Source organism: Kitasatospora sp. NPDC101176, assembly GCF_044768035.1.
Classification (GTDB): domain Bacteria; phylum Actinomycetota; class Actinomycetes; order Streptomycetales; family Streptomycetaceae; genus Kitasatospora.
On record NZ_JBIWPA010000034.1, the window covers coordinates 74029 to 97376 of the forward strand.

Below are 23348 nucleotides of genomic sequence, written 5' to 3' on the forward strand. Positions count from 1 at the left end.
GGTGGGGGTACCTCCCGGCCGGAGGGTGGGGGAGTCAACGTCGCGTAGCGACGGCTGGGGGAGTTAACGCGGCCTAACGTCCGGGGCTAGGGTGTCCGCATGGTCAATCTGACGCGCATCTACACCCGTACCGGCGACGACGGCACCACCGCGCTCGGCGACATGAGCCGGACCAGCAAGACCGACCCGCGGCTGGTGGCGTACGCCGACGCCAACGAGGCCAACGCGGCGATCGGGGTGGCGGTGGCCGCGGGCGCGCTGCCCGAGGACGTCGTGGCCGTGCTCGTCCGGATCCAGAACGACCTCTTCGACGTGGGCGCGGACCTCTCCACGCCGGTCGTGCCGGACCCGCAGTACCCGCCGCTGCGGGTGCTCCAGTCGTACATCGACCGGCTGGAGGGGGACTGCGACCACTACCTGGCGCAGCTGGAGAAGCTGCGCAGCTTCATCCTGCCCGGCGGCACCCCCGGTGCCGCCCACCTGCACCTGGCCTGCACCGTGGTGCGGCGGGCCGAGCGGTCCACCTGGGCGGCCATCGCGGAGCACGGCGACACCGTCAACCCGCTGACCGCGAAGTACCTCAACCGCCTCTCCGACCTGCTGTTCATCCTGGCCCGGGCGGCCAACAAGGAGCGCGGCGACGTGCTCTGGGTGCCCGGCGAGAACCGCTGACGACGAGGGGCGGAGGGCCTCAGGGCCGCTTCTCCGGGACGGGCCGCTCGACCGCCCGGCCGTCGACCACCAGGACGCCGGCCGGGGCCTCCTTCGGCCACACCGAGTAGCAGCCGGCGACGACGAGGTTGACGACGGCCGCGATGCCCAGCTTCACGTACCACTGGGTGAAGGTGCCGAAGTGCGCGGAGCCCGCGGAGAGCGGCACGAGCAGGGTGATCAGGCCCAGCGTGATCGCCGCCGAGACCACCGTGCGGCCGGCGATCCGCCACTCGTGCCTGGTCCGCTCGGGGCCGTACTTGGGCGCGGGCAGCGGCACGGGGCCGCCGGCGAAGCGGTGCTGGAAGCGCTGGTCGGCCCAGCGGACCAGGGAGGGCCCGTAGCCGACGGAGAACCCGGTGTAGCTCGCCGCGAGGGCGTGCGTCCAGCTCGCGGTGGCGCCGCCGCGCAGGTCGAGGACGGCGAGTGCGTAGAGGACGAGGTCGACGGTCGGCAGGCCGAGCAGCAGCGCGGTGCTGGCGCGGCGCCACCGCAGCAGGTAGCGGGTGGCGAGGGCGAGGCCGAGCACGATCCACCACGAGACCTCGGCCGCGACGATGAGGGTGATGATCACGTTCTGCTCCCGGTCGGTCGGCGGTGTCTCCAGCCTCGCGGGGGTGCGCGGCCGTGTCGTCGTCGCCGGGTGCCGTCCCCGACTGCATCCTTCGATGTAGCCGGCTCCTCCCCGCACCGGAGCCGGGCGGGCCGTCCGGGATGGTGGGATGGGGGTGTGCCGCGACCCTCCCTGCCCCCGCACCTGCTGGACCGGCTGATCGCCCTGTGCGGGCTGGTCGGCGGCGCGGTGCTGATCGCCTTCGGGGTGTACGACCGCGCCGACCGGGTGCCGCTGTGGGCGGTGCTGCCGCCGATGCTGGTGATGGCGGGGCTGGAGCTGGTCCGGCGGACCAGGCCGGTGCTGGCGGTGTCGGTGGGCGGTCTGGCCTTCGTGGCGAGCCTGTTCGCGGGGAGCCTGCTGGCGACCCTGATCATGTACACCGACCTGCTGTACGCGGCGGTGATCTACGGCAACCGCCGGATGTCGCGGGTGCTGCACCTGACCGGCGGGTCCACGGTGCTGGTGCTCGCCACGCTGACGGCGATCTACCAGGGCACCTCGGCCGGGCTGCTGGTCGCGGTGGTCAGTTCGCTGGTCTTCCTGGCGCCGGTGTGGACGGGTGACGTGGTGCGCAAGCACCGGCAGGAGGCGGAGGCCGAACGGCTGCGGGCCGAACAGACCGCACTGCTCTCGGAGATGGACCGCCGCGGGGCGGTGGTGGCCGAACGGGCCAGGATGGCAAGGGAGTTGCACGACGTGGTGGCCAACCACCTGTCCGCGATCGCGATCCACGCGACGGGAGCGCAGTCGGTGGCCCGGCGCCGGCGGCTGGCAGCGGACGATCCGCTGGTCGAGGTGCTGGCGGTGATCCGGGAGAACAGCGTCCAGGGTTTGGCCGAAATGCGCCGCATGATCGGACTGCTGCGGGACAGCGGCGGGGGCGAGGCGGACGAGTCGTACGCGGCGCCGGACCTGGCCGCGGTCGACGCGCTGCTGGCCAAGGCCCGGGCGGCCGGCCACGCCGTCGGGCTGGACTTCGAGCTGACCGAGCAGGGCGAGCGCGGGGACGTCCCGGTACCGGTCGGCCTGGCCGCGTACCGGATCGTCCAGGAGTCGCTGACCAACGCGCTCAAGCACGCCGGCCCCGGGCTGGTCAGCCTGCGGCTGGAGTTCGGCCCCGCGGAGCTGGCGATCGCCGTGGACAGCCCGTACCGGGGCGGGGCCGGCCGTGCGCTGCCCGGGGCCCGGGCCGGGCTGGTCGGCATGGCGGAACGGGCCGGGCTGCTCGGCGGCAGCTTCGAGGCCGGGCCGCGGGACGGGTACTGGAGCGTGCGCGCGGTGCTGCCGCGCGACGGGCGGACGGAGGGACGGGAATGACGATCCGGGTGCTGGTGGCCGAGGACCAGGCCGCGGTGCGGGCGGCGCTGGTGATGATCCTGCGGGCGGAGCCGGACGTCGAGGTGGTCGGGCAGGCGGCCGACGGCGAGGAGGCCGTCCGGATGGCGCTGGAGCTGCGCCCGGACGTGGTGCTGATGGACGTGCAGATGCCCCGCCTGGACGGCGTCTCGGCGACCCGCCGGGTGGTCGACGCCGGAGCCGCCCAGGTGCTCGTGCTGACCACCTTCGACCTGGACGAGTACGTCTACGGCGCGCTGCGCGCCGGCGCGGCCGGCTTCCTGCTGAAGGACCTGGAGGCGGACACCCTGGTCGAGGGCGTCCGGACGGTGGCGCGCGGGGACGGCATGCTGGCGCCCTCGGTGACCAGGCGGCTGATCGGCGCCTTCGCCCGCCCGGAGCGGCCGGTGGCGCCGGAGGCCCGGGGCGCGGTGGCCGGGCTGACCCCGCGCGAGCGGGAGGTGCTGGCCTGCCTCGGGGCCGGGATGTCCAACGGGGAGATCGCGGCGCGGCTGGAGATGGCGGAGGCGACCACCAAGACGCACGTCAGCCGGATCCTGGCGAAGCTGGGGCTGCGCAGCCGGGTGCAGGCGGCGATCCTCGCCCAGGACCTCGGACTGACCGTCTGACGAGCCGGGGAGCATCTGGTTCGACCGACCAGGTCGGTCACAGATCACACTCCCGATTGCCACCACGGGGGCGGATTCGGCATTAGAGTCCGGGCAACGAGCGACGCGGCTCCTGCGGCGGTGACCCCTGCCCTGAGCCGCCTTCAGGGCCCGCCCCCAGGGCGGCGACGGCATCGGGAGACCCAGCCATGAGCAATGCGTCCAGCAAGCAGATCGCCGTGATCGGTGCCGGCCTGATGGGCGCCGGCATCGCCCAGGTGTCCGCGCAGGCCGGTCACCCGGTGGTGCTGCGGGACGTCACCGAGGAGGCGCTGCAGCGTGGTCTCGCGGGGATCCGCACCTCCTACGAGAAGTTCGTCGCCAAGGGCCGGCTGAGCGCCGAGGACGCCGAGGCCGCGCTGGGCCGGATCACCACCACCACCGACCTGGGCGCCGTCGCCGAGGCCGACATCGTGGTCGAGGCCGTGTTCGAGAAGCTGGAGGTCAAGGAGGGCGTCTTCCGCGAGCTCGACAAGCTCGCCAAGGACGGCGCGGTGCTGGCCTCCAACACCTCCGCCATCCCGATCACCCGGATCGCCGCCGCCACGCAGCGCCCCGAGTCGGTCGTCGGCGTGCACTTCTTCTCGCCGGTGCCGCTGATGAAGCTGGTCGAGCTGGTGCGCGGCTACAAGACCAGCGACGAGACGCTGGCCGCCGCCCGGGCCTTCGCCGAGGGCGTCGGCAAGGACGTCGTGGTGGTCAACCGCGACGTGGCCGGCTTCGTCACCACCCGGCTGATCACCGCCCTGGTCGTCGAGGCCGCCAAGCTCTACGAGTCCGGCGTGGCCACCGCCGAGGACATCGACACCGCCTGCCGTCTCGGCTTCGGCCACCCGATGGGCCCGCTGGAGACCGCCGACCTGACCGGCGTGGACATCCTGCTGCACGCCGCCCGCAACATCTACGAGGAGACCCAGGACGAGAAGTTCGCCGCCCCGGAGATCATGGCGCGCATGGTCACCGCCGGCGACCTCGGCCGCAAGAGCGGCCGCGGCTTCTACCCGTACCCGGGCAAGTGAGCCGTCGCCGCGCCTGAACCACGGGGCCGGGCGAGCGGGCGGGCCGTGCGGTCGGAGCATCGTACGACCCGGCCGCTCGGGGCCGGGTGAGTTTCCTCACGCCGGGTGCCGCAGACGGGTGATTTGGGCGGTAATCGAGCGTAGGTGTGGAGACTTCCTGCGTATATTCCCTCGGACGAGTGAAGTTGCTTCAGATCTGACCGGAACCAGCAACCCGCGATGCTGATCCGCCGTCAGATGAGGGGGAACCCGGCATTCCGACCGGGCCCGGGCGCGGCGCGCGAGCCGAGCGGCCCACCGGCCGCGATCCGCCCGGACGGACCCCTGCGACCCCCGGACCGGCACGGCCGGGGCGGAACCATCCCGTACCGGGCCAGCCAGGCGAAGGAGGAGAGCATGCGCATCACCGGCGACCACACGGCGCTGGCCATCGAAGGCCGCCTCGACGTGCGCACCGCCGCCGACGCGCGCGTCCAGCTGCACCAGGCCGTGGACGGCGGCCTCGGCGACCTCGTGCTCGACCTCGCCCGGCTGGAGTTCTGGGACGCCACCGGACTCGGCGTCATCATGGGCACCCACCGCCGGGCCGGCCGGATCGGCCGACGCCTGGTGCTCCGCTCCGTTCCGGCCCAGCTCCAACGGCTGCTGGTGGCCACCAAACTGCACCGCATCCTGGCCGTCGACGGCGGGATCGCCGAGCCGCACGGGGTCGTCCTCTAGGTCCCGCACGGTCCCCGCACGGGGTCGTCCTCCAGTTCCCGCACGGTCCCCGCACGGGTCCGCCCTGCACGGGCGGGCCAGGATGTGCGAGAGTCTGCCCGTCAGAAACGACGGCCGCCCCGGCACGACTGCTTCCCGCACGACTGCCCCCAAGCCCGCGCGCGGCCGCGACCGAGACGTCAGCCGGCCGGAGCGGGCGCCGGCGGCCGAGCACGAGGCGGAGCAGAACGTGGCACAGCCAACCGGGGAGTTCCGGCAGGAGGCCGTCCGCACCCGGGGCGGCGAACTGGTCTCCGGAGGCCTGCTGGTCGGCGTCGGCGCCCCGGACGGTTCCGAGTTCAGACCCTGCCCCGAGGAGTGGCGCCCCCGCCCGCGCCGGATCGAACGCAGCGAGCCCGCCCGCGGCCCGGTCGGCGGCGTCGGCCGCGCGGTCGGCCCGCTCGCCCTCGGCACCGGCCCGGCCGACCTGCCGCTGCTGGACCGCGAGGCCGACATCGCCGAACTCCTCGGCCTGCTCGCCGAGGGCCGCTCGATACGCCTGGTCGGCCAGGCAGGCTCGGGCCGCAGCGCGCTGCTGTCGGCCGTCGCCGAAGCCGCGGCCGACCTCGCCCCCGGTGGCGTCGTCCAGCTCTGCGGACACCGCCGCACCCCCGCGGACCTCCTCCAGGACCTCTTCGCGGCCACCCACCACGCCCCCGGCTTCCGGCCGGACCCGGGCCAGTCGGCCGCCCACCTCGCCGAGGTCCGCGCGGTCGTGGTCGTCGACGACGCCGAGCAGTCCGCCGCCGAACTGGAGGAGCTGCTCGCCGCCGCCCCCGGCTGCGCCTTCCTGGTCTGCGTCGCCCCCGGCAGCGCGGCGCTGCCGATCGGCTCCCGGTTGCAGGACCACCTGGTCGCCGGGCTCTCCCGCGCAGCCTGCCTCGCGCTCTCCGCCCGGCAGGCCGGCCGGCCGCTGGACGTCGCCGAGAAGGCCTGGGCGGTCGACCTCTGGTTCGAGTCCGAGGGCCTGCCGCTGCGCTTCGTCCAGGCCGCCGCACTGCTGCGCCAGCGGGACGTCTCGGTGGACGCCCTGGTCGCCGCCGAGGAGGACCGGATGGGGGTCTTCGGCGCCGTCGAGGAGCCCGTCCACGACCCCGACCCGGCGGTCCGCGAGAACGAGCTGCGGCGGACCGTCCCGCTGCCCTCCGTCGCCGAGACCGCCTCGCCCGCCGTCCGGCTCGCCGAGGGGCTGAGCGAGCCCGCACAGGCCGTCCTGCGGCTCGCCGTGGCGCTCGGCGGCGAGTGCCCCACCGCACCGCACCTGCCCGCGCTGATCGACGTCGGGCAGGCCGAGAGCGCGCTCGCCGAACTCGTCGACGCCGGACTGGCGGTGTCCATCGGCGGGCACCACCGGCTGACCGCCGGAGTGCTCGAACTGCTCGCCCCGCACTGGCCGGCCCGCGGCTGCCTCGACGGCGCCGCCCAGCACTTCGCCTGGTGGGTCGGCCACAGCTCGGTGTCGCTGGAGCAGGTCGCGGCCGAGGCCGAGGTGCTGATCGGCGTCCTGCTCGCCGACCGGGAGGCCGGGCGGCACGAGGCGGTGGTGCGACTGGCCAGGGCCGCCGCGCCGGCCCTGGCGCTCTCGCTGCGCTGGGGCGCCTGGGAGCGGGTCCTGGAACTGGGGCTGGAGGCGGCCCGCCGCTCCGGCTCGGCGACCGACCAGGCCTGGTTCCACCACGAGTCGGGCGTGCACGCCTTCTGCGTCCGCGAGCCGTCCAGGGCGATGGCCGAGCTGGAGACCGCGCTCACCCTGCGGGCCACCGCCGGGGAGCAGCGCGGCGTCGCGGCGGCGCGCCGGATGCTGGACCTGCTGCGCGCCGACGGGCGGCAGTTGGAGGCGGCGCCGGCCCCCGCGCCCACCCGGCGGCCCGTCATCCGGGCGATCGCCAACAAGGTGCCGTCGCGCCTGCGGGCCAGCCGCCGGCGCCGGGTGATCACCGCGTCGGCGGCCGTGCTCGCGCTCGGGGCGCTCACCACGGCGGTGGCGCTGAGCGCCACCGGGCCGGAGCAGCACCAGGGCAACGACCCGCACAGCCGGCTCGACGAGCCCGGCGGGACCCAGGACGCGCCGCTGCCGGTGCCGCACACCAGCGGCTCCCCGGCCACGCCCGGCGCGACGGGGACGGACGCGAGCAGCAGCCCGGCGGCGGACGGGACCAGCCCGGAGCCCTCGGCGAGCGGCAGTGCGTCCCGCTCCCCGAGCGCGTCGCCCTCCCGGAAGCCGAGCCGCGGGCCGAGCAGCAGTGCCTCGGAGACCACGCAGCCGTCGCAGCCGCCGGCCCAGCCGACGCCCGGTCAGTCGCAGCCCCCGGCCCAGCCGACCGGTCCGCAGCCGGGCGGGGGCCCGACGCCCGGGCCGAGGCCATCGAGCAGTTCGAGCTCGCCGAGCCCGACCGGCACGCCGCCCTCGACGCCCACCGGTAGTCCGACCGGTGCGCCGAGCCCGACCAGTACGGCGAGTCCGAGCGGGACGACGAGCCCGTCGCAGGGGTGACCGGTCAGAACAGCTTGAGCTTGTCGTCGTCGATGCCGCGCAGCTCGTCGTAGTCCAGCACCACGCAGCCGATGCCCCGGTCGGTGGCCAGCACGCGGGCCTGGGGCTTGATCTCCTGCGCGGCGAAGACGCCCTTGACCGGGGCCAACAGCGGGTCCCGGTTGAGGAGTTCGAGGTAGCGGGTGAGCTGCTCGACGCCGTCGATCTCGCCGCGGCGCTTGATCTCGACGGCGACCGTGGCGCCGTCGGAGTCGCGGCAGAGGATGTCGACCGGGCCGATCGCGGTCGGGTACTCGCGGCGGATGAGCGACCAGCCTGCGCCGAGCACCTCCATCCGGTCCGCGAGCAGCTCCTGGAGGTGCGCCTCGACGCCGTCCTTGATCAGGCCCGGGTCGACCCCGAGCTCGTGGGACGAGTCGTGCAGCACCTCCTCCAGCGTGATGATGAGCTTCTCGCCGGCCTTGTTCTCCACCGTCCAGACCCCGTCGGCCTCCTTGAGGGCGCACGGCGGGGACATCCAGTTGAGCGGCTTGTAGGCGCGGTCGTCGGCGTGGATGCTGACGCTGCCGTCGGCCTTGACCAGGATGAGCCTGGTGGCGGAGGGCAGATGGGCGGAGAGCCGACCGGCATAGTCGACTGAGCAGCGGGCAATTACGAGACGCACGGTCGACCACGCTAGCCCACCGGGGCCAGTTGATGCGATTCCACGACGACCGGGTGAAGAAACCGCGAACCCCGCGAACATGGAGGTTCGGCAATCCCGGTACCGCACCCCGCGGTCTGGCGCCCGCACCCTGGGGTAGCTACCGTGTGTGACGGCACGCTTGCGGGATCGCTGTCAACGGGGATGGAGACTTCAGATGAACGATCCGACGGGATCCGGCCAATCTGGTGCACCACGGCGTATTTCCCAAGCAATCCCCAGGAATGACCGACCCGGTCCGCCGTTGACTGCCACGCTGTTCTGAGCGCGGTCGGTGTTCGGGACGTCACGTCCCGTTGCGCCACCGCCCTCGCCCGGGTGCCGGAAACTCCCGTCCCACGGTGTTCCGGACACCACGCGCGACCGCCCACCCTCACTGTGAGCTTTGGACTACGCATGACCACCCGGGCGTCGCACGGGTGGACCGCGAGAGGAGAACCCATGTCGCTCGACGTCTCACCGGCCCTGCTCGAGAAGGCCGAGCGGGGCGAGGTCGACGAGCGGGAATTCGTCGACTGCGTCCGCGTCTCCCTGCCGTACGCCTGGGACCTGATCAGCTCGCTGGTCGCCCAGGCGAAGGTCGACGGCACCGACTTCGCCGACAACCAGGTACCGCCGCCCAGCGAGCAGGCCCGCGGCCAGCTCCTGCGCGCGCTCGCCAGCGACGCCATCCGGGGTGCCCTGCAGCGGCACTTCGGGGTGCGGCTGGCCTTCCAGAACTGTCACCGGGTGGCGGTCTTCCTGCCGTCGGAGGCCAACGAGGCGCGGCACACCCGCTTCACCTCGGTCCGGGAGCAGCTGCTGAACCAGTCCGAGGAACTCCGGGACTGCTGACCGGTCGCAGGACCGGGCACGCCGTCGGGCCGCCCCCGTCCCCCGGTGCGGGGGGAGGGGAGGCGGCCCGGGCGGGCTCACGCCAGCTGCGGCAGCACCTCGGACCCGAGCCGGGCGATGTTGTGCAGGGTCGCCTCGTTGTCCCCGCTGCCCTCAGCGAGCAGCGCGAAGCGGCGGATGCCGGTCCGCTCGGCGGTGGCCAGCAGCTTGTCGGCGCACTGCCGCGGGGTGCCCACCGCGTGCAGGTCGCAGAGGAGTTCGGTGTACTGGCGCGGATCGCGCATCTTGCGCTCCCGGCCGTCCACGGTGCGGTGGGCGCCGAGCCCGTACTCGAACCACCCCGGCATCGCGTTCAGCAGGGTGGCCCTCGCCGCCGAGGTGCGGTCGTCGACCTGCGCCACCCCGGCCGCGACGTGCTGGCGGCCGACCCGGCGCAGCTGCTCCTCGCTGCGCCCCGCGGCCAGCCAGGCGGTGCGGTACAGCTCCAGCATCTGCAGCTTGTCCTCGTCGCCCGAGTGCATGCCGAGCAGCATCGGCAGGCCGCGTTCGGCGGCGAGCCGCACCCCGCCCGGCGAGGTGCAGGCGACCACCACCGGCGGCCCCGCCACCGGCCGCCCGGACGCGGTCAGCTCCTCGCCGGGGCCCTCACCGCCGAGGCCCTCGACGTCCTGGCGCTGGCGCGGCAGGCGCACCGGGCCGGCGGTCTCGCCGAGGCCGAGCCAACTCCCCAGGCCCGACCGGCGCAGGGGTTCGGCGGCCCGCGGGACCACCGCCACCTCGGGGAAGGAGAACTGCGGGCCGTCCGCGCCCACCCGGGAGCCGCGCAGCCAGCGCAGCAGCAGCTCCAGCCGCTCCGCGAAGCCGTTCTCGAAGGCCTCCACGCCGCTGCCGAACACGTCCAGGTCGATCCACGGACCACCGCGGCCCACCCCCAGCGTGAACCGCCCGCCGGAGGTGAGGTGCAGCAGCGCGGCCTGCTCGCCGAGCGCCACCGGATGGGTGGTGGAGAGCACGCTCACCGCCGTGCCGACACCGATCCGGCGGGTCCGGCCCAGCAGCAGCCCGGCCATCGTGGCCGCATTGGGGCAGACGCCGTACGGGACGAAGTGGTGCTCGGCCAGCCAGACGCTGTCCAGGCCGGCCCGTTCGGCCTCGACGGCGGCCCGGACGGTGCGGTCCAGCACCTCGCCGTGCGTCTGCCCGGGGAACTGCGCGGACAGCAGGAACGCGCCGACCCGTACCGGAGCGGTGTCCGCCGGTAGCGCGCCGGCCCGCTGGGGGAGCGGCAACGGCTGGCCGGCGGCCGCCACCGGGGCGACGGCGGTCAGGGCCGCGCCGGCGGCGGGCGGCCGGACCCCGACGGGGCGACGGGTCTCGGCGCGGGCGCTGGTCTTGGTCATGGATGGGGCCTCCTCGGGTGCACGCAGGGTTTGCGGGCCCCGCCTGTTCCCCTCGTGGGTATCCGATGTCATGTGCCAACGGCACGCGGAAACCCGAATTTCCCCGAAGATCGGGTGGATCTCGGCAAAAACCCGGGACCACCGGGCGATGCCGTGATAGAGGCCTCCGGGAGGGCCGGGCGGCCGTAGGCTGGAACGGCCCGATCCCCCCGGAAGAGAGGTATGCCGACGTGTCGCCGCGCCGCAACCGGATCAAGACCGCCGACCCCCGCGACAGCGCCGAACCGGCCGCACCGCTCGGCGGATCGCTGCGCCGCACCGAGAGCTACCAGGGCGACGACTGGGTGGTCCAGACGGTGGCCGGGACGGCCGGGCGGCACTACCGCTGCCCCGGCTGCGACCAGGAGATCCCGCCCGGCGTGGGCCACGTGGTGGCCTGGCCGATGCACGGCGCCGGCGTGGACGACCGCCGGCACTGGCACCGGGCCTGCTGGGGGGCGCGCGAGCGCCGGGCCTCCAACGTGCTGCGCGGCCGCGGCGCCCCCCGCTACTGAACCCGTTCAGGCGTCCCGCTTCTTGAGCACCAGCGCACCGCCGAGCAGGGCCGCGAGCGTCCAGGCCAGGCAGATCGCGAAGCCGGCCCACGGCCCGTACGGCTGGCCGTGCTGCTCGTACACCAGCAGCATCCGGGAGCCCGCGTAGTCCGGGAAGTAGTGCGCCAGCGTCTTGACCTTCGGCACCGCCGAGAGGATCGGCGACAGCAGGAAGAAGAACGGCACCAGCACGCCCAGGGCGAGCGTCTGGTTGTGCAGCATCGTGGTGACGCCGGCCGAGAACAGGCAGAGCATCGTCAGGTACAGCGCGGCGCCGAACACCGCGCGCAGCACGTGCGGTTCACCGAGGCCGGTGGAGTGCGAGCCGAGCAGCGACTGGCCGACGAAGAAGGTGACGAAGGCCGTCACCAGCGAGACCGCCAGGGCCAGTCCGCCGAGCACCGCGGCCTTGCCCGCCAGCAGGGTGCCGCGCTGCGGGACGGCCGCCAGGGTGACCCGGATCATGCCGCTGCTGTACTCGTTGCCGATCGCCAGCACGCCGAAGACGATGATGGCGAGCTCGCCGAGCATGATGCCGGAGAAGGCCGTGCCGGTGGCGTCGAACGGGGACTCCTCGTTGCGCCGGAACTCGGAGAAGTTGTTGTTGGTGAGCAGGGACAGCAGCGCACCGATGCCGACCGTGACGACGAAGGCCAGCGCGAGCGTCCAGACCGTCGAGCGGACGCTGCGGATCTTCGTCCACTCGGAGCGCAGGATCGCGGGGAAGGACGCCATCTCAGTTCTCCTCCTGCCGGGCCGCCGCGGCCTGCCGGGCGCCGTCCGCCTTCCACCCGGCACCCCACGTGCCGGGCGCGCCGGCCGCGTCGCGGCCCGGGCCGTCACCCGCGTGGTACTCCACCGAGTCGGCCGTCATCTGCATGAACGCCTCCTCCAACGAGGCCTGCTGCGGGCTGAGTTCGTGCAGCACGACGCCGTGCGCCGCCGCCAGGTCGCCGATCCTGGCGAGATCGCCGTCGACCACCTCGTAGGAGCCCTCCGGGCCCGGCTCGTGCCGGATCCCGGCGTCGGCCAGGACGTCGAGCAGACGCTCCGGGTGCGGGCTGCGCAGCCGCACGGCGGAGCGGGAGTTGCGGCGGATGAACTCCGGCATCGGCAGGTCCGCGAGCAGCCGGCCCCGGCCGATGACCACCAGGTGGTCGGCGGTGACGGCCATCTCGCTCATCAGGTGCGAGGAGACGAAGACCGTCCGGCCCTCGGAGGCGAGCCGCTTCATCAGGTTGCGGATCCAGAGGATGCCCTCCGGGTCGAGGCCGTTGACCGGTTCGTCGAACATCACGATCTCCGGGTCGCCGAGCAGCGCCGAGGCGATGCCCAGGCGCTGGCCCATGCCGAGCGAGAAGCCGCGGGCCCGCTTGCGGCCGACCGGGGTGAGGCCGACCAGGCCGAGCACCTCGTCCACCCGGCGCTCCGGGATCCGGTTGCTCTGGGCGAGCCAGAGCAGGTGGTCGCGGGCGGTGCGGCCGGGGTGGACGGCCTTGGCCTCCAGCAGCGCGCCGATGTACTTGAGCGGCTCGCTGAGCTGCCCGTAGCGCTTGCCGTCGATGGTGACGCGGCCGCCGGTGGGGCGGTCGAGGTCGAGGATCATGCGCATGGTGGTCGACTTGCCGGCGCCGTTGGGGCCGAGGAAGCCGGTCACCACCCCCTGGGGGACCCGGAAGCTGAGCCGGTCCACCGCGAGTGTCTTGCCGTAACGTTTTGTCAGGTCGTGCAACTCGATCATTCGCGCTCCCTTACTCTCAGTCAGGCTAGGACAAAGGGGATATCGCGGCCCGCTGAGTGGGCCCGCCGGGCGTGCCGGAATACGGTGGGCCCATGACCCAGCTCCCCTCCGCAGTGTCGGTCCGCGAGAGCGGTACCGGAACCCCACTCGTGCTGCTGCACGCCTTCCCGCTGAACGCCTCGATGTGGTCCGCCCAACTGGACGCGCTGCCCGGTCACACCGGTGACGAGGCCCGGGTGATCGCCCCGGACCAGCGCGGCTTCGGCGGCACCGAGCTGGGCGCCGACAAGCCCTCGCTGGACCTGGTGGCCGACGACCTCGCGCTGCTGCTGGACGCGGCCGGCATCGACCGGGCGGTGGTCGGCGGGCTCTCCATGGGCGGCTACGCGGCGCTGGCCTTCGCCCGCCGCCACCCGGAGCGGCTGGCCGGCCTGCTGCTGGCCAACACCCGTGCCACCGCCGACACCGACGCGGTGCGGGCCAACCGGGAGCGCATCGCGGCCGCCGTCACGGCCCGCGCCAGCGTCCAGCTGCTGCTCGACGAGGAGGTGGCCGCCGGGCAGCTCGGCCCGGACTCGCGGCACCTGGTGGAGCGGGTCCAGGCGCTCGTCGCCGCCGCTGCGCCGGCCGCCGTCGCCTGGGCCCAGCGGGCCATGGCGGCCCGCCCGGACGCCCTGGACGTGCTCGCCGGGCTTCGGGTGCCGGTGGCGGTCGTCGCGGGCGCGCAGGACGCCCTGGTGGCGCCGGAGGAGGCCGAACTGATGGTCCGGGCCCGCCCGGACGCCGAACTGACCGTCATCCCCGGGGTGGGTCACCTCAGCGCGCTGGAGGCGCCGGAGGCGTTCGACGCCGCCGTCCGCAAGCTGCTGGCCCGGGTGGCGGCCGGATGAGGGACGACTCGGCCGGCTGGGACTTCTCCGCCCTGGAGGTGACCGGCCGGATGCCCGTGACCAACCGGGGCGAGGGCCTGGTCGAACTGACCCTGGAGCCGCTCGGCGAGGACTACTGGCTGCGCCCGGGGGAGACCTTCATCGTCACCTCCTACGGCGACCACGGATCCGGTCACCCGTTCGAGGTGCAGTACTGGCCCGACTCGGTCTCGGTCTGGTGCACCTCGTGGTTCGGCACCGTCTCCGACGACGAGGGCAACCAGCTCAGCAGCGGGCACCAGCGGCCCGACGGGGCCTACCCGAGGTGATGAAGCCGCACACGACGACAGGCCCTCACCCGGGCGGGTGAGGGCCTGTCGTCGTCCCGCGGGGTGCGGGACACGGCGTCAGCGCGACTGCTGGGCGGGCACGCCCATGGTGTCGTCGCCCGGCAGCGAGGCGGCGGCCACGGCCGCGCCGGTCAGCGTCGCCAGCATCTCGCGGACGTTGGTCAGCTGGGCGTTGATGCTGTCGCGGCGGTTGGTGAGCGCCGCCAGCTCGCGCTCGGACTCGCTGCGGATCCGGTCGGCCTTGGCGTTGGCGTCGGCCACGATGTCCTCGGACTGGCGCTGGGCCGTCTCGACGGTCTGGCGGGCGCGGCGCTCGGCGTCGGTGCGCAGCTTCTCGGCCTCCAGGCGCAGCTGCTCGGCCCGGTGCTCGATCTCCGCCAGGCGCTTCTCGGCCTTGGCCTGACGGGCGGCGAGGTCCCGCTCGGACTGCTCGCGGCGCTTCGCCAGGTTGGTCTCGAACTCCAGCGCGGCCTGGGCGGCCTTGGTGCGGGTCTCCTCGAAGAGGGCGTCCGCCTCCTCGCGCTTGTTCTGGGCGTCCTTGTTGGCCTCGGCGCGCAGCTGGGCGCTGTCGCTCTTCGCCTTGTCGACGATCCGCAGACCCTCGTCCTCCGCCTTGGCCTTGCGGTCCTTGGCGTAGTTCTCGGCCTCGGTGCGGACCTGCTGGGCGGCGGCCTCGGCGAGCTCGCGGTGCTGCTCGGCGGCGCGGTGCGCCTCGTCGCGCAGGTCCTTGGCCTCCTCCTCGGCGAGGCGCAGGATCTTCTCGACCCGGGCGCCGAGACCGGCGTAGGACGGCTCCGCCTCGGTGACCGCGGCCTGCGCGGTCTGGGTCTCCAGGTGGAGCTCCTCGATGCGCTTCTCCAGCGCGCTGATCCGGGTCAGTGCGCTGTCACGGTCGGCCACCAGCTTGGTGATCCGCTCGTCGACCTGGGCACGCTCGTACCCACGGCGCACCAGGTCGAAGCCGTGAGGGGAGTGACTGTCGCTCATGGGGTTCTGGGCTTCCTGTCGTCAAACCGCTGAGGTGGTTGAGGGAATCCTGACACGGTACCGGAGTGTCGACGGCGAAATGCCGTTGTCCCGCGGACAATGTCCGCTCAATCGGGTGGTGCGTTCTTGGAGCGATTGCCACCCGACCGGGGGGAGCCGATTCCGGCACCTGCCTTGGCGCCCCCGTCCTTCTTGGTGTTGCTTCCCCCGTTTGCCTGTGCGACCGGTGACGGCGCCTCGAAGGCCTCCAGGGCGGACAGTACGTCCTGGACCCTGGAGATCTCGGTGTTGATGTCCTTGCGGCGGCGCACCAGTTCGTCCAGCTCGCGCCGGCCCTCATCGGTGATCCGCTTCGCCTCCGCCCGAGCGTCGGCGAGCAGCCGCTCCGCCTCCGCCTTCGCCAGCTCGACCTGCTCCTCCGCACTGCGGTCGGCGTCCTGCAGGCGCTTCTCCGCCTCGGCGGCCGCGCTCTCCAGCCGCTCCTCGGCCTCGGTCTCGGCCGACTGCAGCTTGGCCTCGGCCTTGACGATCAGTGCCTCGGCGCGGTCGGTGGAGTCGGACAGCTTGGTCTCGGCCTCCTTCAGCAGACCCTCGGCCTTGCGGACGGCCGAGATCCGGACCTTGCTGGCCTCCGCGGACGCCTCCGAGGTCAGCTCGTTCGCGCGGTCCTCGGCGGCCGCGACCAGCGCCGCGGCGCGGTCCTCGGCCTCGGCGACGGTGTTCACCGCCTGCTCCTCGGCCTCGGTCAGCTGCTCCTGGGCGGCCGTCACCAGCGCGTCCACCCGCTCGCCGGCCGACTTCATGGCCGCCGCGTTCTCCTTGCGGGCGCGCTCGTGCAGCGCCTCCACCTCGGCGTCGGTGCGCTCGCGCAGTTCCTCGGCGCGCTCGCGGATCGCGGTGGCGTCCCGGCGGGCCTCGGCGAGCAGCGCGTCGGCGTCCGAGCGGCCCTTCTCGACCTCGCCCTGGCCGGCCGCCTCGCCGGCGGCGACCAGCCGGTCGGCCTCCTTGCGGGCGGCGGCGACCATCGCGTCCGCCTGCTCCTCGGCGGCGGCGGTGGTGGCCAGCGCGGTGGTCTGGGCGTCCTCGCCGAGCGCCTCGGCGTCCGCGAAGGCCTTCTCCAGGACGGAGTTGGCCTGCTCGCGGGTGGCCCGGTCGAACTGCTCGGCGGCCTCCCGGGTCTCCGCGTCGTACGCGTCGGCGCGGCCGTGGGTGGCGGCGTCGTACTCGTCGGCGAGGGTGCGGGTGGCGAGCGCGTACTCCTCGGCCTCGGCGCGCAGCGCGGCGGCCAGCTCCTCGGCGTCCGCGACCAGGGCGGCGGAGCGCTCGTCGGCGGCGGCCACGGTGCGGACGGCCTGGTTCTCGGCCTCCGTGCGCAGTTGGTCGGCGGCGTCCTGGGCGGCGCGCAGCTCGGCGTCGGCCGCGGCGCGAAGCTGCTCGTCGTAGGCCTGGGCCTCGGCGCGCTCGTGGGCCAGCTCGGCCTCGTGGGCCTCGCGCTCGGCGGCCAGCTCCAGCTCGGTCCGCTCGCGCAGCGCGGTGGTCTCGGCCTCGGTGCGGGCCCGCAGCTCGGCGGTCTCGCGGTCGGCCAGTTCGCGCTGCTCGGCGGTCTCCCGCTCGGCGAGCTCGCGCAGCTCCGCGGTCTCGTGGTCGGCCAGTTCGCGCTGCTCGGCGGTCTCCCGCTCGGCGAGCTCGCGCAGCTCGGCCGCGGCCTGCTCGGCCTGGCCGAGCACCTCCGCTGCCTCGCGCTCGACGGCGGCCTTCCGCTCGGCGATCTGCTCGGCGGCGGCCTCGTGCATGCCGGCCACCGACTGGCGGACCTCGGCAGCCTCCTCCTCGGCGGCCTCGACCAGGCCGGCGCCCTCGGCCCTGGCGGCGGCGACGAGCTCGTCGCCGTCGATCCGGGCCTGCTCCAGGACGGCGGTGGCCTCGGCGCGGATGCCGTCGGCGGTCGCGCGGGCCTCGGACAGCTCGCGGCCGGCCTCGGCGCGGACCGTCTCGGCCTGCTCGGCGGCCAGGGTCAGGTCGGCGGCGGCCTTCTCGCGGACGGCCTTGGCGTCCCGGGCGGCCTCGGCCTGCCGCTGCTCGGCGGCGCTGCGGGCGTTCTCCAGCAGCTCCTCGGCCTCGGCGCGCAGGGCGGCCGTCTCGGTGGCGGTGCGTTCGGTCAGTTCGGCGGCGGCCTGCTCGGCCCCGGCCCGGACGTCGGCGGCGTGCGCCTCGGCGGCCTCGCGCTGCTCGGTGGTCTCGCGCTCGGCGAGGGCCCGCTGCTCGGTGGTCTCGCGCTCGGCCAGCTCGCGCAGCTCGGTGGCGGTCTGCTCGGCCTCGGTCCGGACGCGGTCGGCGTACGCCTCGGCCTCGGAGCGGCGGGCGGCCGTCTCGGCGGCGGTGCGTTCGGTCAGTTCGGCGGCGGCCTGCTCGGCCTGCTCGTGGGCGGTCCGCGCCGCGGCCAGCTGTTCGGCGGTCTCCTCGCGCTCACGCAGCAGCCCGGCGGCGGCCTCCTCGTGGGCGCGCAGGCTCTCCTGGCGCAGCGCCTCGGCGGCGGCCTCGGCCTCGCCCCTGGTACGGACGGCCTCGGCGTCGGCCTCGGCGCGCACGCGCTCGGCGTCGGCCACCGCGGCGTCCCGGACGGCGTTGGCGCCGGCCTGTGCGTCGGCGGTCAGGGCGTCCGCGGCGGCGGTCGCCTCGGCCCGCACCCGCTGGTCGAACTCGGCTGCCTCCCGTCGCAGTTCGGCGGTCTCGCGCTCGGCTGCGGTCCGGTTCTCGGCGGCCGCGGCCTTGGCCGCGGCGAGGGCGTCCTGGCCCTGCTGCTCGGCGGCGGCGGTGGTCTTCTCCGCCTCGGCGCGGGCCCGGGCCAGGGTCTGCTCGGCCCGGCCCTGGGTCTCGGCGGCCTGCTGCTGGGCCTGCTCGCGCAGCCGCTCGACCTCGCCGGCCGCACCCGCGCGCAGCTCGTCGGCGTCGGCCTTGGCCTTGGTGAGCAGTTCCTCGGCGTTCTTCGCCGACTCCTCGATCTGCACGACGGCCTGGCGGCGGGCCTCGCCGCGGACCCGGTCGGCCTCGGCGGCGGCGTGGGCGCGCAGCTCCTCGGCCTCGGCCCGCAGCCGGGCCGCCTCGTCCTGCATCTGCTCGATCCGCTCGCGGATCGCGGCGGCGTCGTCCAGGGCGGCGTTCTGGGCCTGCTCGACGGCGGCCTGGGCCTGCTCGCGCAGGCGCTGCGCCTCGGTGGCGGCCTCGGTGCGGATCCGCTCGGCCTCGGTGGCGGCCTCGGTGCGGGCGGTCTCGGCGTCCCGGTTGGCCCGGCCGAGCACCTCCTCGGCGGTCTTGGCGGCCTTGGCGAGGTGGACGGTGGCGTCCTTGGCGCCGGCCGCCCGGCCCTCCTCCTCGGCCTCGTTGCGCAGGCGCTGGGCCTCGGCCTCGGCGAGGGCGCGCAGCTCGGCGACGTCCCGCTCGGCCTGGGCGCGCAGCTCGGCGATCGCGGCCTCGGCCTCGGCGCGCAGTTCGCCGGCGACGGACTCGGCGGTGGCCCGCAGCCGCTCGCTCTCCTCGGCGGCGGCGGCCTTGGCGGCGTCCGCCTGGGCCTGCTTGGTGGCGGCCTCGGCGCGGATGGCCTCGGCCTCCTTGGTGGCCTGGGCGACCATCCGGGCGACCTCGGCGCGGGCGGTCTGCGAGCGCTGCTCGTTGGCGGCCTCGCCGTCGGCGACCTTGCGCTCGGCGGCGGCCTCGGCGTCGGCCTGGAGCTGTTCGGCGGCCTGCTCGGCCTGGGCGCGGAGTTCGGCGGCCTCGCGGCGGGTGCGCTCGGCTTCGGCGATCGCCTCCGCGCGCAGCCGCTCTATCTCGGCCTTCGCGGCGGCGAGCTGCTGCTCGGCGCGGGTCTGCTCGGCGGTGGCCTGTTCCTTGAGCCGGTTGATCTCCGCCCGGGCGGCGGCGAGCTGCTGCTCGGCGGCCGCATGGGCGGCGGCCAGCTGCTGCTGGGCCTCGCCGCGGGCCGCGCCGACCTCGGCGGCGGCCTGGGCGCCGGCCTGCTGGGCCTGCTCGGAGGCGGCGCGCAGCAGGCGCTCGGCGTCGCTCTGGGCACGCTGGATGGCGGCCTCGGCGGCGGCATGGGCCTCGCCGCGGGCGGCGTCGACGTCCGCGGCGGTCTGCGCGCGGGCCTGGTCGGAGAGGGCGACGGCTTCGGCGCGGGCCGCGGCGACCATCCGCTCGGCCTCGACGCGGGCCTCCTGCAGGAGGCGCTGCGCCTCCTGCTCGGACCCGGCCCGGGTCTGCTCGGCCCAGCCGTTGACGTGCTGCTCGGCGGTGCGGCGCAGCTCGGTGAGCTCGTCCTCGAGCTGGCGGCGGCGGGCGGTGAGCTCGGCCTCCAGCCGGGCGGTGCGCTCGGCGGCCTCGGCCATGATCCGCTGGGTGGCGGCCTGGGAGTCGCGCAGCTGCCGTTCGGCGTCGGCGCGCAGCTGCTGGGCCTGCATCTCGGCGGTCCGGAGCATCTGCTCGGCCTGGCCGGAGACGGCGTCGAAGGCGCGCGGCTGGGCGAGCATGCGCCGGGACTCGTGCAGCTTGGCCCGGAGCACCTCCACCTGGTAGGCGAGGTCCTCGGCATGCTCGACTGCTTTGTCCCGCTCCTTTCGAGTCCGACCCATCTCGGCCTCGAACTGGGAGAGGTGATCGTCAACCTCGTAGCGGTCGTTGCCCCGCACTCCGCGGTCCCATCCATCTCCTGGTCGCGTCCTCGACCCGGCCGGTCCGGGGTCCCCGTTGTCCGGGGGTCGGTCCGACTGGCTCCTTGCATCCGCAGCCGGTGGACGGCCCGCCGGTCTGTCCGGGGGGCGCCCGCCGCGGTCGTCGGAGCCCTCGGCGTGGAAGCGCGGTGGTTCCGCGTTCCCCCGTCCGGGTGGACTCCTGGGCGAACTCTTGCCTTGTGGAGAATGGTGACAGATCCGTGTTGCGACGGTTCAGCCGTGCCCGCGTACTGGACTCCCCTGCGACGGGCCGGCCACCGGGGGGCGGACGGGCCTGTCATCGGCCGTGCCCGTCGCCTCCGTCACCCGGAGCCTTCGCGCACCTGGGCATTGTAGTGGGACGGCAGGGCGGGGGAATGGCCGCGTGGGGGTTTTCCGGCCTCCGGGCGAGGTTACTGACGGGTCATGACCGTCGGCCGGGGCGGTGCCGCCCCGGCGGGCGGCACCGGGAGGCCCCAGTGGGCGGCACCGAGGGGCCCTCAGTGGGCGCCGTCCGCGCCCGGTCGGGCGGAGGTGACCAGCTCGGTCAGCACGCCGCCGCAGTCCTTGGGGTGCAGGAAGGTGATCCGCGAGCCCATCGAGCCGATCCGCGGCTCGTCGTAGAGGACCCGGACGCCCTTGCCCCGGATGGCCTCGGCGTCGCCGTCGACGTCCGCGGTGCCGAAGGCGATGTGGTGCACGCCCTCGCCGTTCTTCTCCAGCCACTTGGCGACGGTCGAGTCGGGCCGGGTCGGCTCCAGCAGCTGGAGGTAGGAGGCGCCGCCGTCCCCGGTGTCGTTGATCTTGAGCATGGCCTCGCGGACGCCCTGCTCCTCGTTGACCTCCTCGTGGAAGACCTCGAAGCCGTAGGTGGAGCGGTAGAACTCGACCGTCCGGTCGAGGTCGCGGCAGGCGATGCCGATGTGGTCGATACGGGTCAGCACGGCGACCTCCGGGAGGCGGGTCGGGGGTGGGAATGCGGTGGCACCAGTGCAGCGCATCGGTCTTGAGCGGCGCCAGCGCCGGAGGTGCGAATCTGCTCACACGGTCGCGTTTCACCCGGACCGCGTTGACACGGTGTTGACTGGAGGGTGCCAGTGCGCTCGATCACACCGTCGCTCCGGTGACGGGCGGGTAGCAGGTCAGTACATTGAGCGCATCCTCACCTGGCCACGACGTGCGAAGGGGCTCGTCCCATGACCAACACCACCTCTGTGATCGTTGCCGGTGCGCGGACCCCGATGGGCCGCCTGCTCGGATCCCTCAAGGGCTTCTCCGGCGCCGACCTCGGCGGCTTCGCGATCAAGGGCGCACTCGAGCGGGCGGGCATCACGGGTGACCAGGTCCAGTACGTGATCATGGGCCAGGTGCTGCAGGCCGGCGCCGGCCAGATCCCGGCCCGCCAGGCCGCCGTCAAGGCCGGCATCCCGATGAACGTCCCGGCGCTCACCATCAACAAGGTGTGCCTCTCCGGTCTGGACGCCATCGCGCTGGCCGACCAGCTGATCCGCGCCGGCGAGTTCGACGTGGTGGTGGCCGGCGGCCAGGAGTCGATGACCAACGCCCCGCACCTGCTGCCGAAGTCCCGCGAGGGCTACAAGTACGGCGCGGTCGAGCTGCTCGACGCGATGGCCCACGACGGCCTCACCGACGCCTACGAGAACATCCCGATGGGCGAGTCGACCGAGAAGCACAACACCCGGCTGGGCATCGCCCGCGAGGTGCAGGACGAGATCGCGGCCGCCTCCCACCAGCGGGCCGCCAAGGCGCAGGCCGACGGCGTCTTCGACGCCGAGATCGTCCCGGTCGCCATCCCGCAGCGCAAGGGCGAGCCGGTGCTGTTCTCCCAGGACGAGGGCATCCGCGCCGACACCACCGTCGAGGGCCTGGCCCGGCTGCGCCCGGCGTTCGCCAAGGACGGCACGATCACCGCCGGCACCTCCTCGCAGATCTCCGACGGCGCCGCCGCGGTGGTCGTGATGAGCAAGGCCAAGGCCGAGGAGCTGGGCCTGAGCTGGATCGCCGAGATCGGCGCGCACGGCAACGTGGCCGGCCCGGACAACTCGCTGCAGTCGCAGCCGTCCAACGCGATCAAGCACGCGCTGGGCAAGGAGGGCCTGGAGGTCTCCGACCTCGACCTGATCGAGATCAACGAGGCCTTCGCGGCCGTCGCCCACCAGTCGACCAAGGACCTGGGCGTCTCCGCGGACATCGTCAACGTCAACGGCGGCGCGATCGCGCTCGGCCACCCGATCGGCATGTCCGGCGCCCGCGTGGTGCTGCACCTGGCGCTGGAGCTGCAGCGCCGCGGCGGCGGTGTCGGTGCGGCCGCGCTGTGCGGTGGCGGCGGTCAGGGCGACGCGCTCATCGTGCGCGTTCCGAAGGCCTGATCATCTGACATACCTTCGGGGCTGCGGACCGCCACAAGCGGTTCCGCAGCCCCGTCGGCATCTGCGCTAGGAGCTCCTGATGATCGATGTCGCCACGCTGGTCGAACAGGCCCGCGAGGGACGGCCGCGGGCGGTCGCCCGGCTGATCACGCTGGTCGAGAACGCCGCCCCGGAGCTGCGCGAGGCCATGGCCGCCCTCGCGCCGTACACCGGTCGGGCCTACACGGTGGGCCTGACCGGTTCGCCCGGGGTCGGGAAGTCCACCTCCACCTCCGCCCTGGTCTCCGCCTACCGGCGGCTCGGCAAGCGCGTCGGCGTGCTGGCCGTCGACCCGTCCTCGCCGTTCTCGGGCGGCGCCCTGCTCGGCGACCGGGTCCGGATGCAGGACCACGCCACCGACCCCGAGGTGTTCATCCGCTCGATGGCCACCCGCGGCCACCTCGGCGGGCTGTCCTGGGCGGCGCCGCAGGCGCTGCGGGTGCTCGACGCCGCCGGCTGCGAGGTGATCCTGGTCGAGACCGTCGGCGTGGGCCAGTCCGAGGTGGAGGTCGCCGCCCAGGCGGACACCACCGTGGTGCTGCTCGCCCCCGGCATGGGCGACGGCATCCAGGCCGCCAAGGCCGGGATCCTGGAGATCGGCGACCTCTTCGTGGTCAACAAGGCCGACCGGGACGGCGCCGACGCCACGGCCCGCGAGCTCAACCACATGCTGGGGCTCGGTGAGGCCCGCGGGGCGGGGGACTGGCGCCCGCCGATCGTCAAGACCGTCGCGGCCCGCGGCGAGGGCGTGGACGAGGTCGTCGAGGCGCTGGAGAAGCACCGCGCCTGGCTGGAGGAGCACGGCGAGCTGGCCGCGCGCCGCCGACGGCGCGCCGCCGACGAGATCGAGGCGATCGCGCTGGCCGAACTGCGCGCCCGGATCGGCGACCTGCACGGTGACCGCCACCTGGCCGGCCTGGCCGAGCGCGTGGTGTCGGGCGAGCTCGACCCCTACGGCGCCGCCGACCGCCTCGTCGCCGGCCTGACCCAGGCCTGACGCACGTCCAAGGGCGGGCCCGTGCACGCGCACGGGCCCGCCCTTAGAGGGTGTTCGATAGGGGATTCCCCCCAACTGTCCGGCTTTGATCGAGGTAGCACGGACTCGATTCCAGGATCTCGTGGCGGTCGGGTCCGTGT

The 23348-nt window shown here is 74.4% G+C and carries 20 protein-coding genes; 12 read left to right on the forward strand and 8 right to left on the reverse strand.

The window, feature by feature from the left end; genetic code table 11:
- Positions 1–99 precede the first annotated feature (99 nt).
- Positions 100–672: a cob(I)yrinic acid a,c-diamide adenosyltransferase gene (locus ACIRS1_RS32445; protein ID WP_360204614.1), complete on the forward strand. Its 573-nt coding sequence runs from the start codon at positions 100–102 to the stop codon at positions 670–672.
- Positions 673–691: 19 nt separating this feature from the next.
- Here the strand turns inward: ACIRS1_RS32445 and ACIRS1_RS32450 are convergent, their stop codons facing one another.
- Positions 692–1285 carry a hypothetical protein gene (locus tag ACIRS1_RS32450; RefSeq protein ID WP_402845694.1) on the reverse strand — a complete coding sequence of 198 codons (594 nt, stop codon included), beginning with the start codon at positions 1283–1285 and terminating at the stop codon, positions 692–694.
- 156 nt (positions 1286–1441) lie between these two features.
- On the opposite strand from ACIRS1_RS32450, the gene ACIRS1_RS32455 reads away from it, so the two are divergent.
- The 5 genes from ACIRS1_RS32455 to ACIRS1_RS32475 all read left to right on the forward strand — a co-directional run bounded on the left by ACIRS1_RS32455 (position 1442) and on the right by ACIRS1_RS32475 (position 7602).
- Complete coding sequence (locus tag ACIRS1_RS32455; RefSeq protein WP_402845695.1) at positions 1442–2644, forward strand: sensor histidine kinase; 1203 nt, start codon at positions 1442–1444, stop codon at positions 2642–2644.
- A complete protein-coding gene (locus tag ACIRS1_RS32460; protein ID WP_360204623.1) occupies positions 2641–3291 on the forward strand; it encodes a response regulator transcription factor in 651 nt (216 codons plus the stop codon). The genes ACIRS1_RS32455 and ACIRS1_RS32460 overlap by 4 nt, the downstream gene beginning before the upstream one ends.
- 188 nt (positions 3292–3479) lie before the next feature.
- Positions 3480–4349 carry a 3-hydroxyacyl-CoA dehydrogenase family protein gene (locus tag ACIRS1_RS32465; protein WP_402845696.1) on the forward strand — a complete coding sequence of 290 codons (870 nt, stop codon included), beginning with the start codon at positions 3480–3482 and terminating at the stop codon, positions 4347–4349.
- Between the two features lie 396 nt (positions 4350–4745).
- Positions 4746–5069, forward strand: a complete 324-nt coding sequence (locus tag ACIRS1_RS32470) for an STAS domain-containing protein (protein WP_360204629.1) — start codon at positions 4746–4748, stop codon at positions 5067–5069.
- Between the two features lie 229 nt (positions 5070–5298).
- Positions 5299–7602: an ATP-binding protein gene (locus ACIRS1_RS32475; protein ID WP_402845697.1), complete on the forward strand. Its 2304-nt coding sequence runs from the start codon at positions 5299–5301 to the stop codon at positions 7600–7602.
- Positions 7603–7606: 4 nt separating this feature from the next.
- Here ACIRS1_RS32475 and nucS read toward each other — a convergent pair whose 3' ends face one another.
- The gene (gene nucS / locus ACIRS1_RS32480; protein ID WP_030057515.1) at positions 7607–8266 is read right to left on the reverse strand and encodes an endonuclease NucS; all 660 of its coding nucleotides are present in this window, start codon (positions 8264–8266) and stop codon (positions 7607–7609) included.
- 480 nt (positions 8267–8746) lie between these two features.
- Between nucS and ACIRS1_RS32485 the strand changes: the two genes are divergently transcribed.
- On the forward strand, positions 8747–9139 hold the full coding sequence (locus tag ACIRS1_RS32485) for an SCO5389 family protein (protein WP_360204637.1): 393 nt from the start codon (positions 8747–8749) through the stop codon (positions 9137–9139).
- Positions 9140–9216: 77 nt separating this feature from the next.
- On the opposite strand, the gene ACIRS1_RS32490 is transcribed toward ACIRS1_RS32485, so the two are convergent.
- On the reverse strand, positions 9217–10539 hold the full coding sequence (locus ACIRS1_RS32490) for an LLM class flavin-dependent oxidoreductase (RefSeq protein ID WP_402845698.1): 1323 nt from the start codon (positions 10537–10539) through the stop codon (positions 9217–9219).
- A 230-nt stretch (positions 10540–10769) separates the two neighbouring features.
- Here ACIRS1_RS32490 and ACIRS1_RS32495 point away from each other — a divergent pair, with 230 nt between their 5' ends.
- A complete protein-coding gene (locus ACIRS1_RS32495) occupies positions 10770–11093 on the forward strand; it encodes an ATP/GTP-binding protein (protein ID WP_360204643.1) in 324 nt (107 codons plus the stop codon).
- Positions 11094–11099: 6 nt separating this feature from the next.
- Here ACIRS1_RS32495 and ACIRS1_RS32500 read toward each other — a convergent pair whose 3' ends face one another.
- Both ACIRS1_RS32500 and ACIRS1_RS32505 read right to left on the reverse strand, forming a co-directional pair.
- Positions 11100–11867 (reverse strand): ABC transporter permease subunit, encoded by a 768-nt coding sequence (locus ACIRS1_RS32500; protein ID WP_402845699.1) that lies wholly within the window; start codon positions 11865–11867, stop codon positions 11100–11102.
- A gap of 1 nt (position 11868) precedes the next feature.
- Positions 11869–12873, reverse strand: coding sequence for an ABC transporter ATP-binding protein (locus ACIRS1_RS32505; protein ID WP_360204648.1), 1005 nt, complete (start codon positions 12871–12873; stop codon positions 11869–11871).
- 92 nt (positions 12874–12965) lie between these two features.
- Between ACIRS1_RS32505 and ACIRS1_RS32510 the strand changes: the two genes are divergently transcribed.
- Positions 12966–13763: an alpha/beta fold hydrolase gene (locus tag ACIRS1_RS32510; protein WP_402845700.1), complete on the forward strand. Its 798-nt coding sequence runs from the start codon at positions 12966–12968 to the stop codon at positions 13761–13763.
- The gene (locus ACIRS1_RS32515; protein WP_360204652.1) at positions 13760–14071 is read left to right on the forward strand and encodes a hypothetical protein; all 312 of its coding nucleotides are present in this window, start codon (positions 13760–13762) and stop codon (positions 14069–14071) included. Before ACIRS1_RS32510 ends, ACIRS1_RS32515 begins: the two co-directional genes overlap by 4 nt.
- A 78-nt stretch (positions 14072–14149) precedes the next feature.
- On the opposite strand, the gene ACIRS1_RS32520 is transcribed toward ACIRS1_RS32515, so the two are convergent.
- From ACIRS1_RS32520 to mce, 3 genes are all read right to left on the reverse strand, one after another.
- The gene (locus ACIRS1_RS32520) at positions 14150–15079 is read right to left on the reverse strand and encodes a cellulose-binding protein (protein WP_360204654.1); all 930 of its coding nucleotides are present in this window, start codon (positions 15077–15079) and stop codon (positions 14150–14152) included.
- 107 nt (positions 15080–15186) lie between these two features.
- Positions 15187–19704 (reverse strand): hypothetical protein, encoded by a 4518-nt coding sequence (locus ACIRS1_RS32525; protein WP_402845701.1) that lies wholly within the window; start codon positions 19702–19704, stop codon positions 15187–15189.
- A gap of 578 nt (positions 19705–20282) precedes the next feature.
- On the reverse strand, positions 20283–20726 hold the full coding sequence (gene mce / locus ACIRS1_RS32530; protein WP_360204660.1) for a methylmalonyl-CoA epimerase: 444 nt from the start codon (positions 20724–20726) through the stop codon (positions 20283–20285).
- Between the two features lie 252 nt (positions 20727–20978).
- On the opposite strand from mce, the gene ACIRS1_RS32535 reads away from it, so the two are divergent.
- Together ACIRS1_RS32535 and meaB are read left to right on the forward strand one after the other, a co-directional pair.
- Positions 20979–22172, forward strand: a complete 1194-nt coding sequence (locus ACIRS1_RS32535; RefSeq protein WP_360204663.1) for an acetyl-CoA C-acetyltransferase — start codon at positions 20979–20981, stop codon at positions 22170–22172.
- A gap of 79 nt (positions 22173–22251) precedes the next feature.
- Entirely contained in the window at positions 22252–23208 is a 957-nt protein-coding gene (gene meaB / locus ACIRS1_RS32540; RefSeq protein ID WP_360204665.1) for a methylmalonyl Co-A mutase-associated GTPase MeaB, read from the forward strand.
- The last annotated feature ends 140 nt before the right edge of the window (positions 23209–23348 follow it).

What these genes read in the sequence shown, in the direction of transcription:
- ACIRS1_RS32445 (WP_360204614.1), top strand. Translation starts at nt 100, where the DNA reads ATGGTCAATCTGACGCGCATCTACACCCGTACCGGCGACGACGGCACC.
- ACIRS1_RS32460 (WP_360204623.1), top strand. Translation starts at nt 2,641, where the DNA reads ATGACGATCCGGGTGCTGGTGGCCGAGGACCAGGCCGCGGTGCGGGCG.
- ACIRS1_RS32465 (WP_402845696.1), top strand. Translation starts at nt 3,480, where the DNA reads ATGAGCAATGCGTCCAGCAAGCAGATCGCCGTGATCGGTGCCGGCCTG.
- ACIRS1_RS32470 (WP_360204629.1), top strand. Translation starts at nt 4,746, where the DNA reads ATGCGCATCACCGGCGACCACACGGCGCTGGCCATCGAAGGCCGCCTC.
- ACIRS1_RS32485 (WP_360204637.1), top strand. Translation starts at nt 8,747, where the DNA reads ATGTCGCTCGACGTCTCACCGGCCCTGCTCGAGAAGGCCGAGCGGGGC.
- ACIRS1_RS32490 (WP_402845698.1), bottom strand. Translation starts at nt 10,539, where the DNA reads ATGACCAAGACCAGCGCCCGCGCCGAGACCCGTCGCCCCGTCGGGGTC.
- ACIRS1_RS32500 (WP_402845699.1), bottom strand. Translation starts at nt 11,867, where the DNA reads ATGGCGTCCTTCCCCGCGATCCTGCGCTCCGAGTGGACGAAGATCCGC.
- ACIRS1_RS32505 (WP_360204648.1), bottom strand. Translation starts at nt 12,873, where the DNA reads ATGATCGAGTTGCACGACCTGACAAAACGTTACGGCAAGACACTCGCG.
- ACIRS1_RS32510 (WP_402845700.1), top strand. Translation starts at nt 12,966, where the DNA reads ATGACCCAGCTCCCCTCCGCAGTGTCGGTCCGCGAGAGCGGTACCGGA.
- ACIRS1_RS32515 (WP_360204652.1), top strand. Translation starts at nt 13,760, where the DNA reads ATGAGGGACGACTCGGCCGGCTGGGACTTCTCCGCCCTGGAGGTGACC.
- ACIRS1_RS32520 (WP_360204654.1), bottom strand. Translation starts at nt 15,079, where the DNA reads ATGAGCGACAGTCACTCCCCTCACGGCTTCGACCTGGTGCGCCGTGGG.
- ACIRS1_RS32525 (WP_402845701.1), bottom strand. Translation starts at nt 19,704, where the DNA reads ATGGGTCGGACTCGAAAGGAGCGGGACAAAGCAGTCGAGCATGCCGAG.
- ACIRS1_RS32535 (WP_360204663.1), top strand. Translation starts at nt 20,979, where the DNA reads ATGACCAACACCACCTCTGTGATCGTTGCCGGTGCGCGGACCCCGATG.
- meaB (WP_360204665.1), top strand. Translation starts at nt 22,252, where the DNA reads ATGATCGATGTCGCCACGCTGGTCGAACAGGCCCGCGAGGGACGGCCG.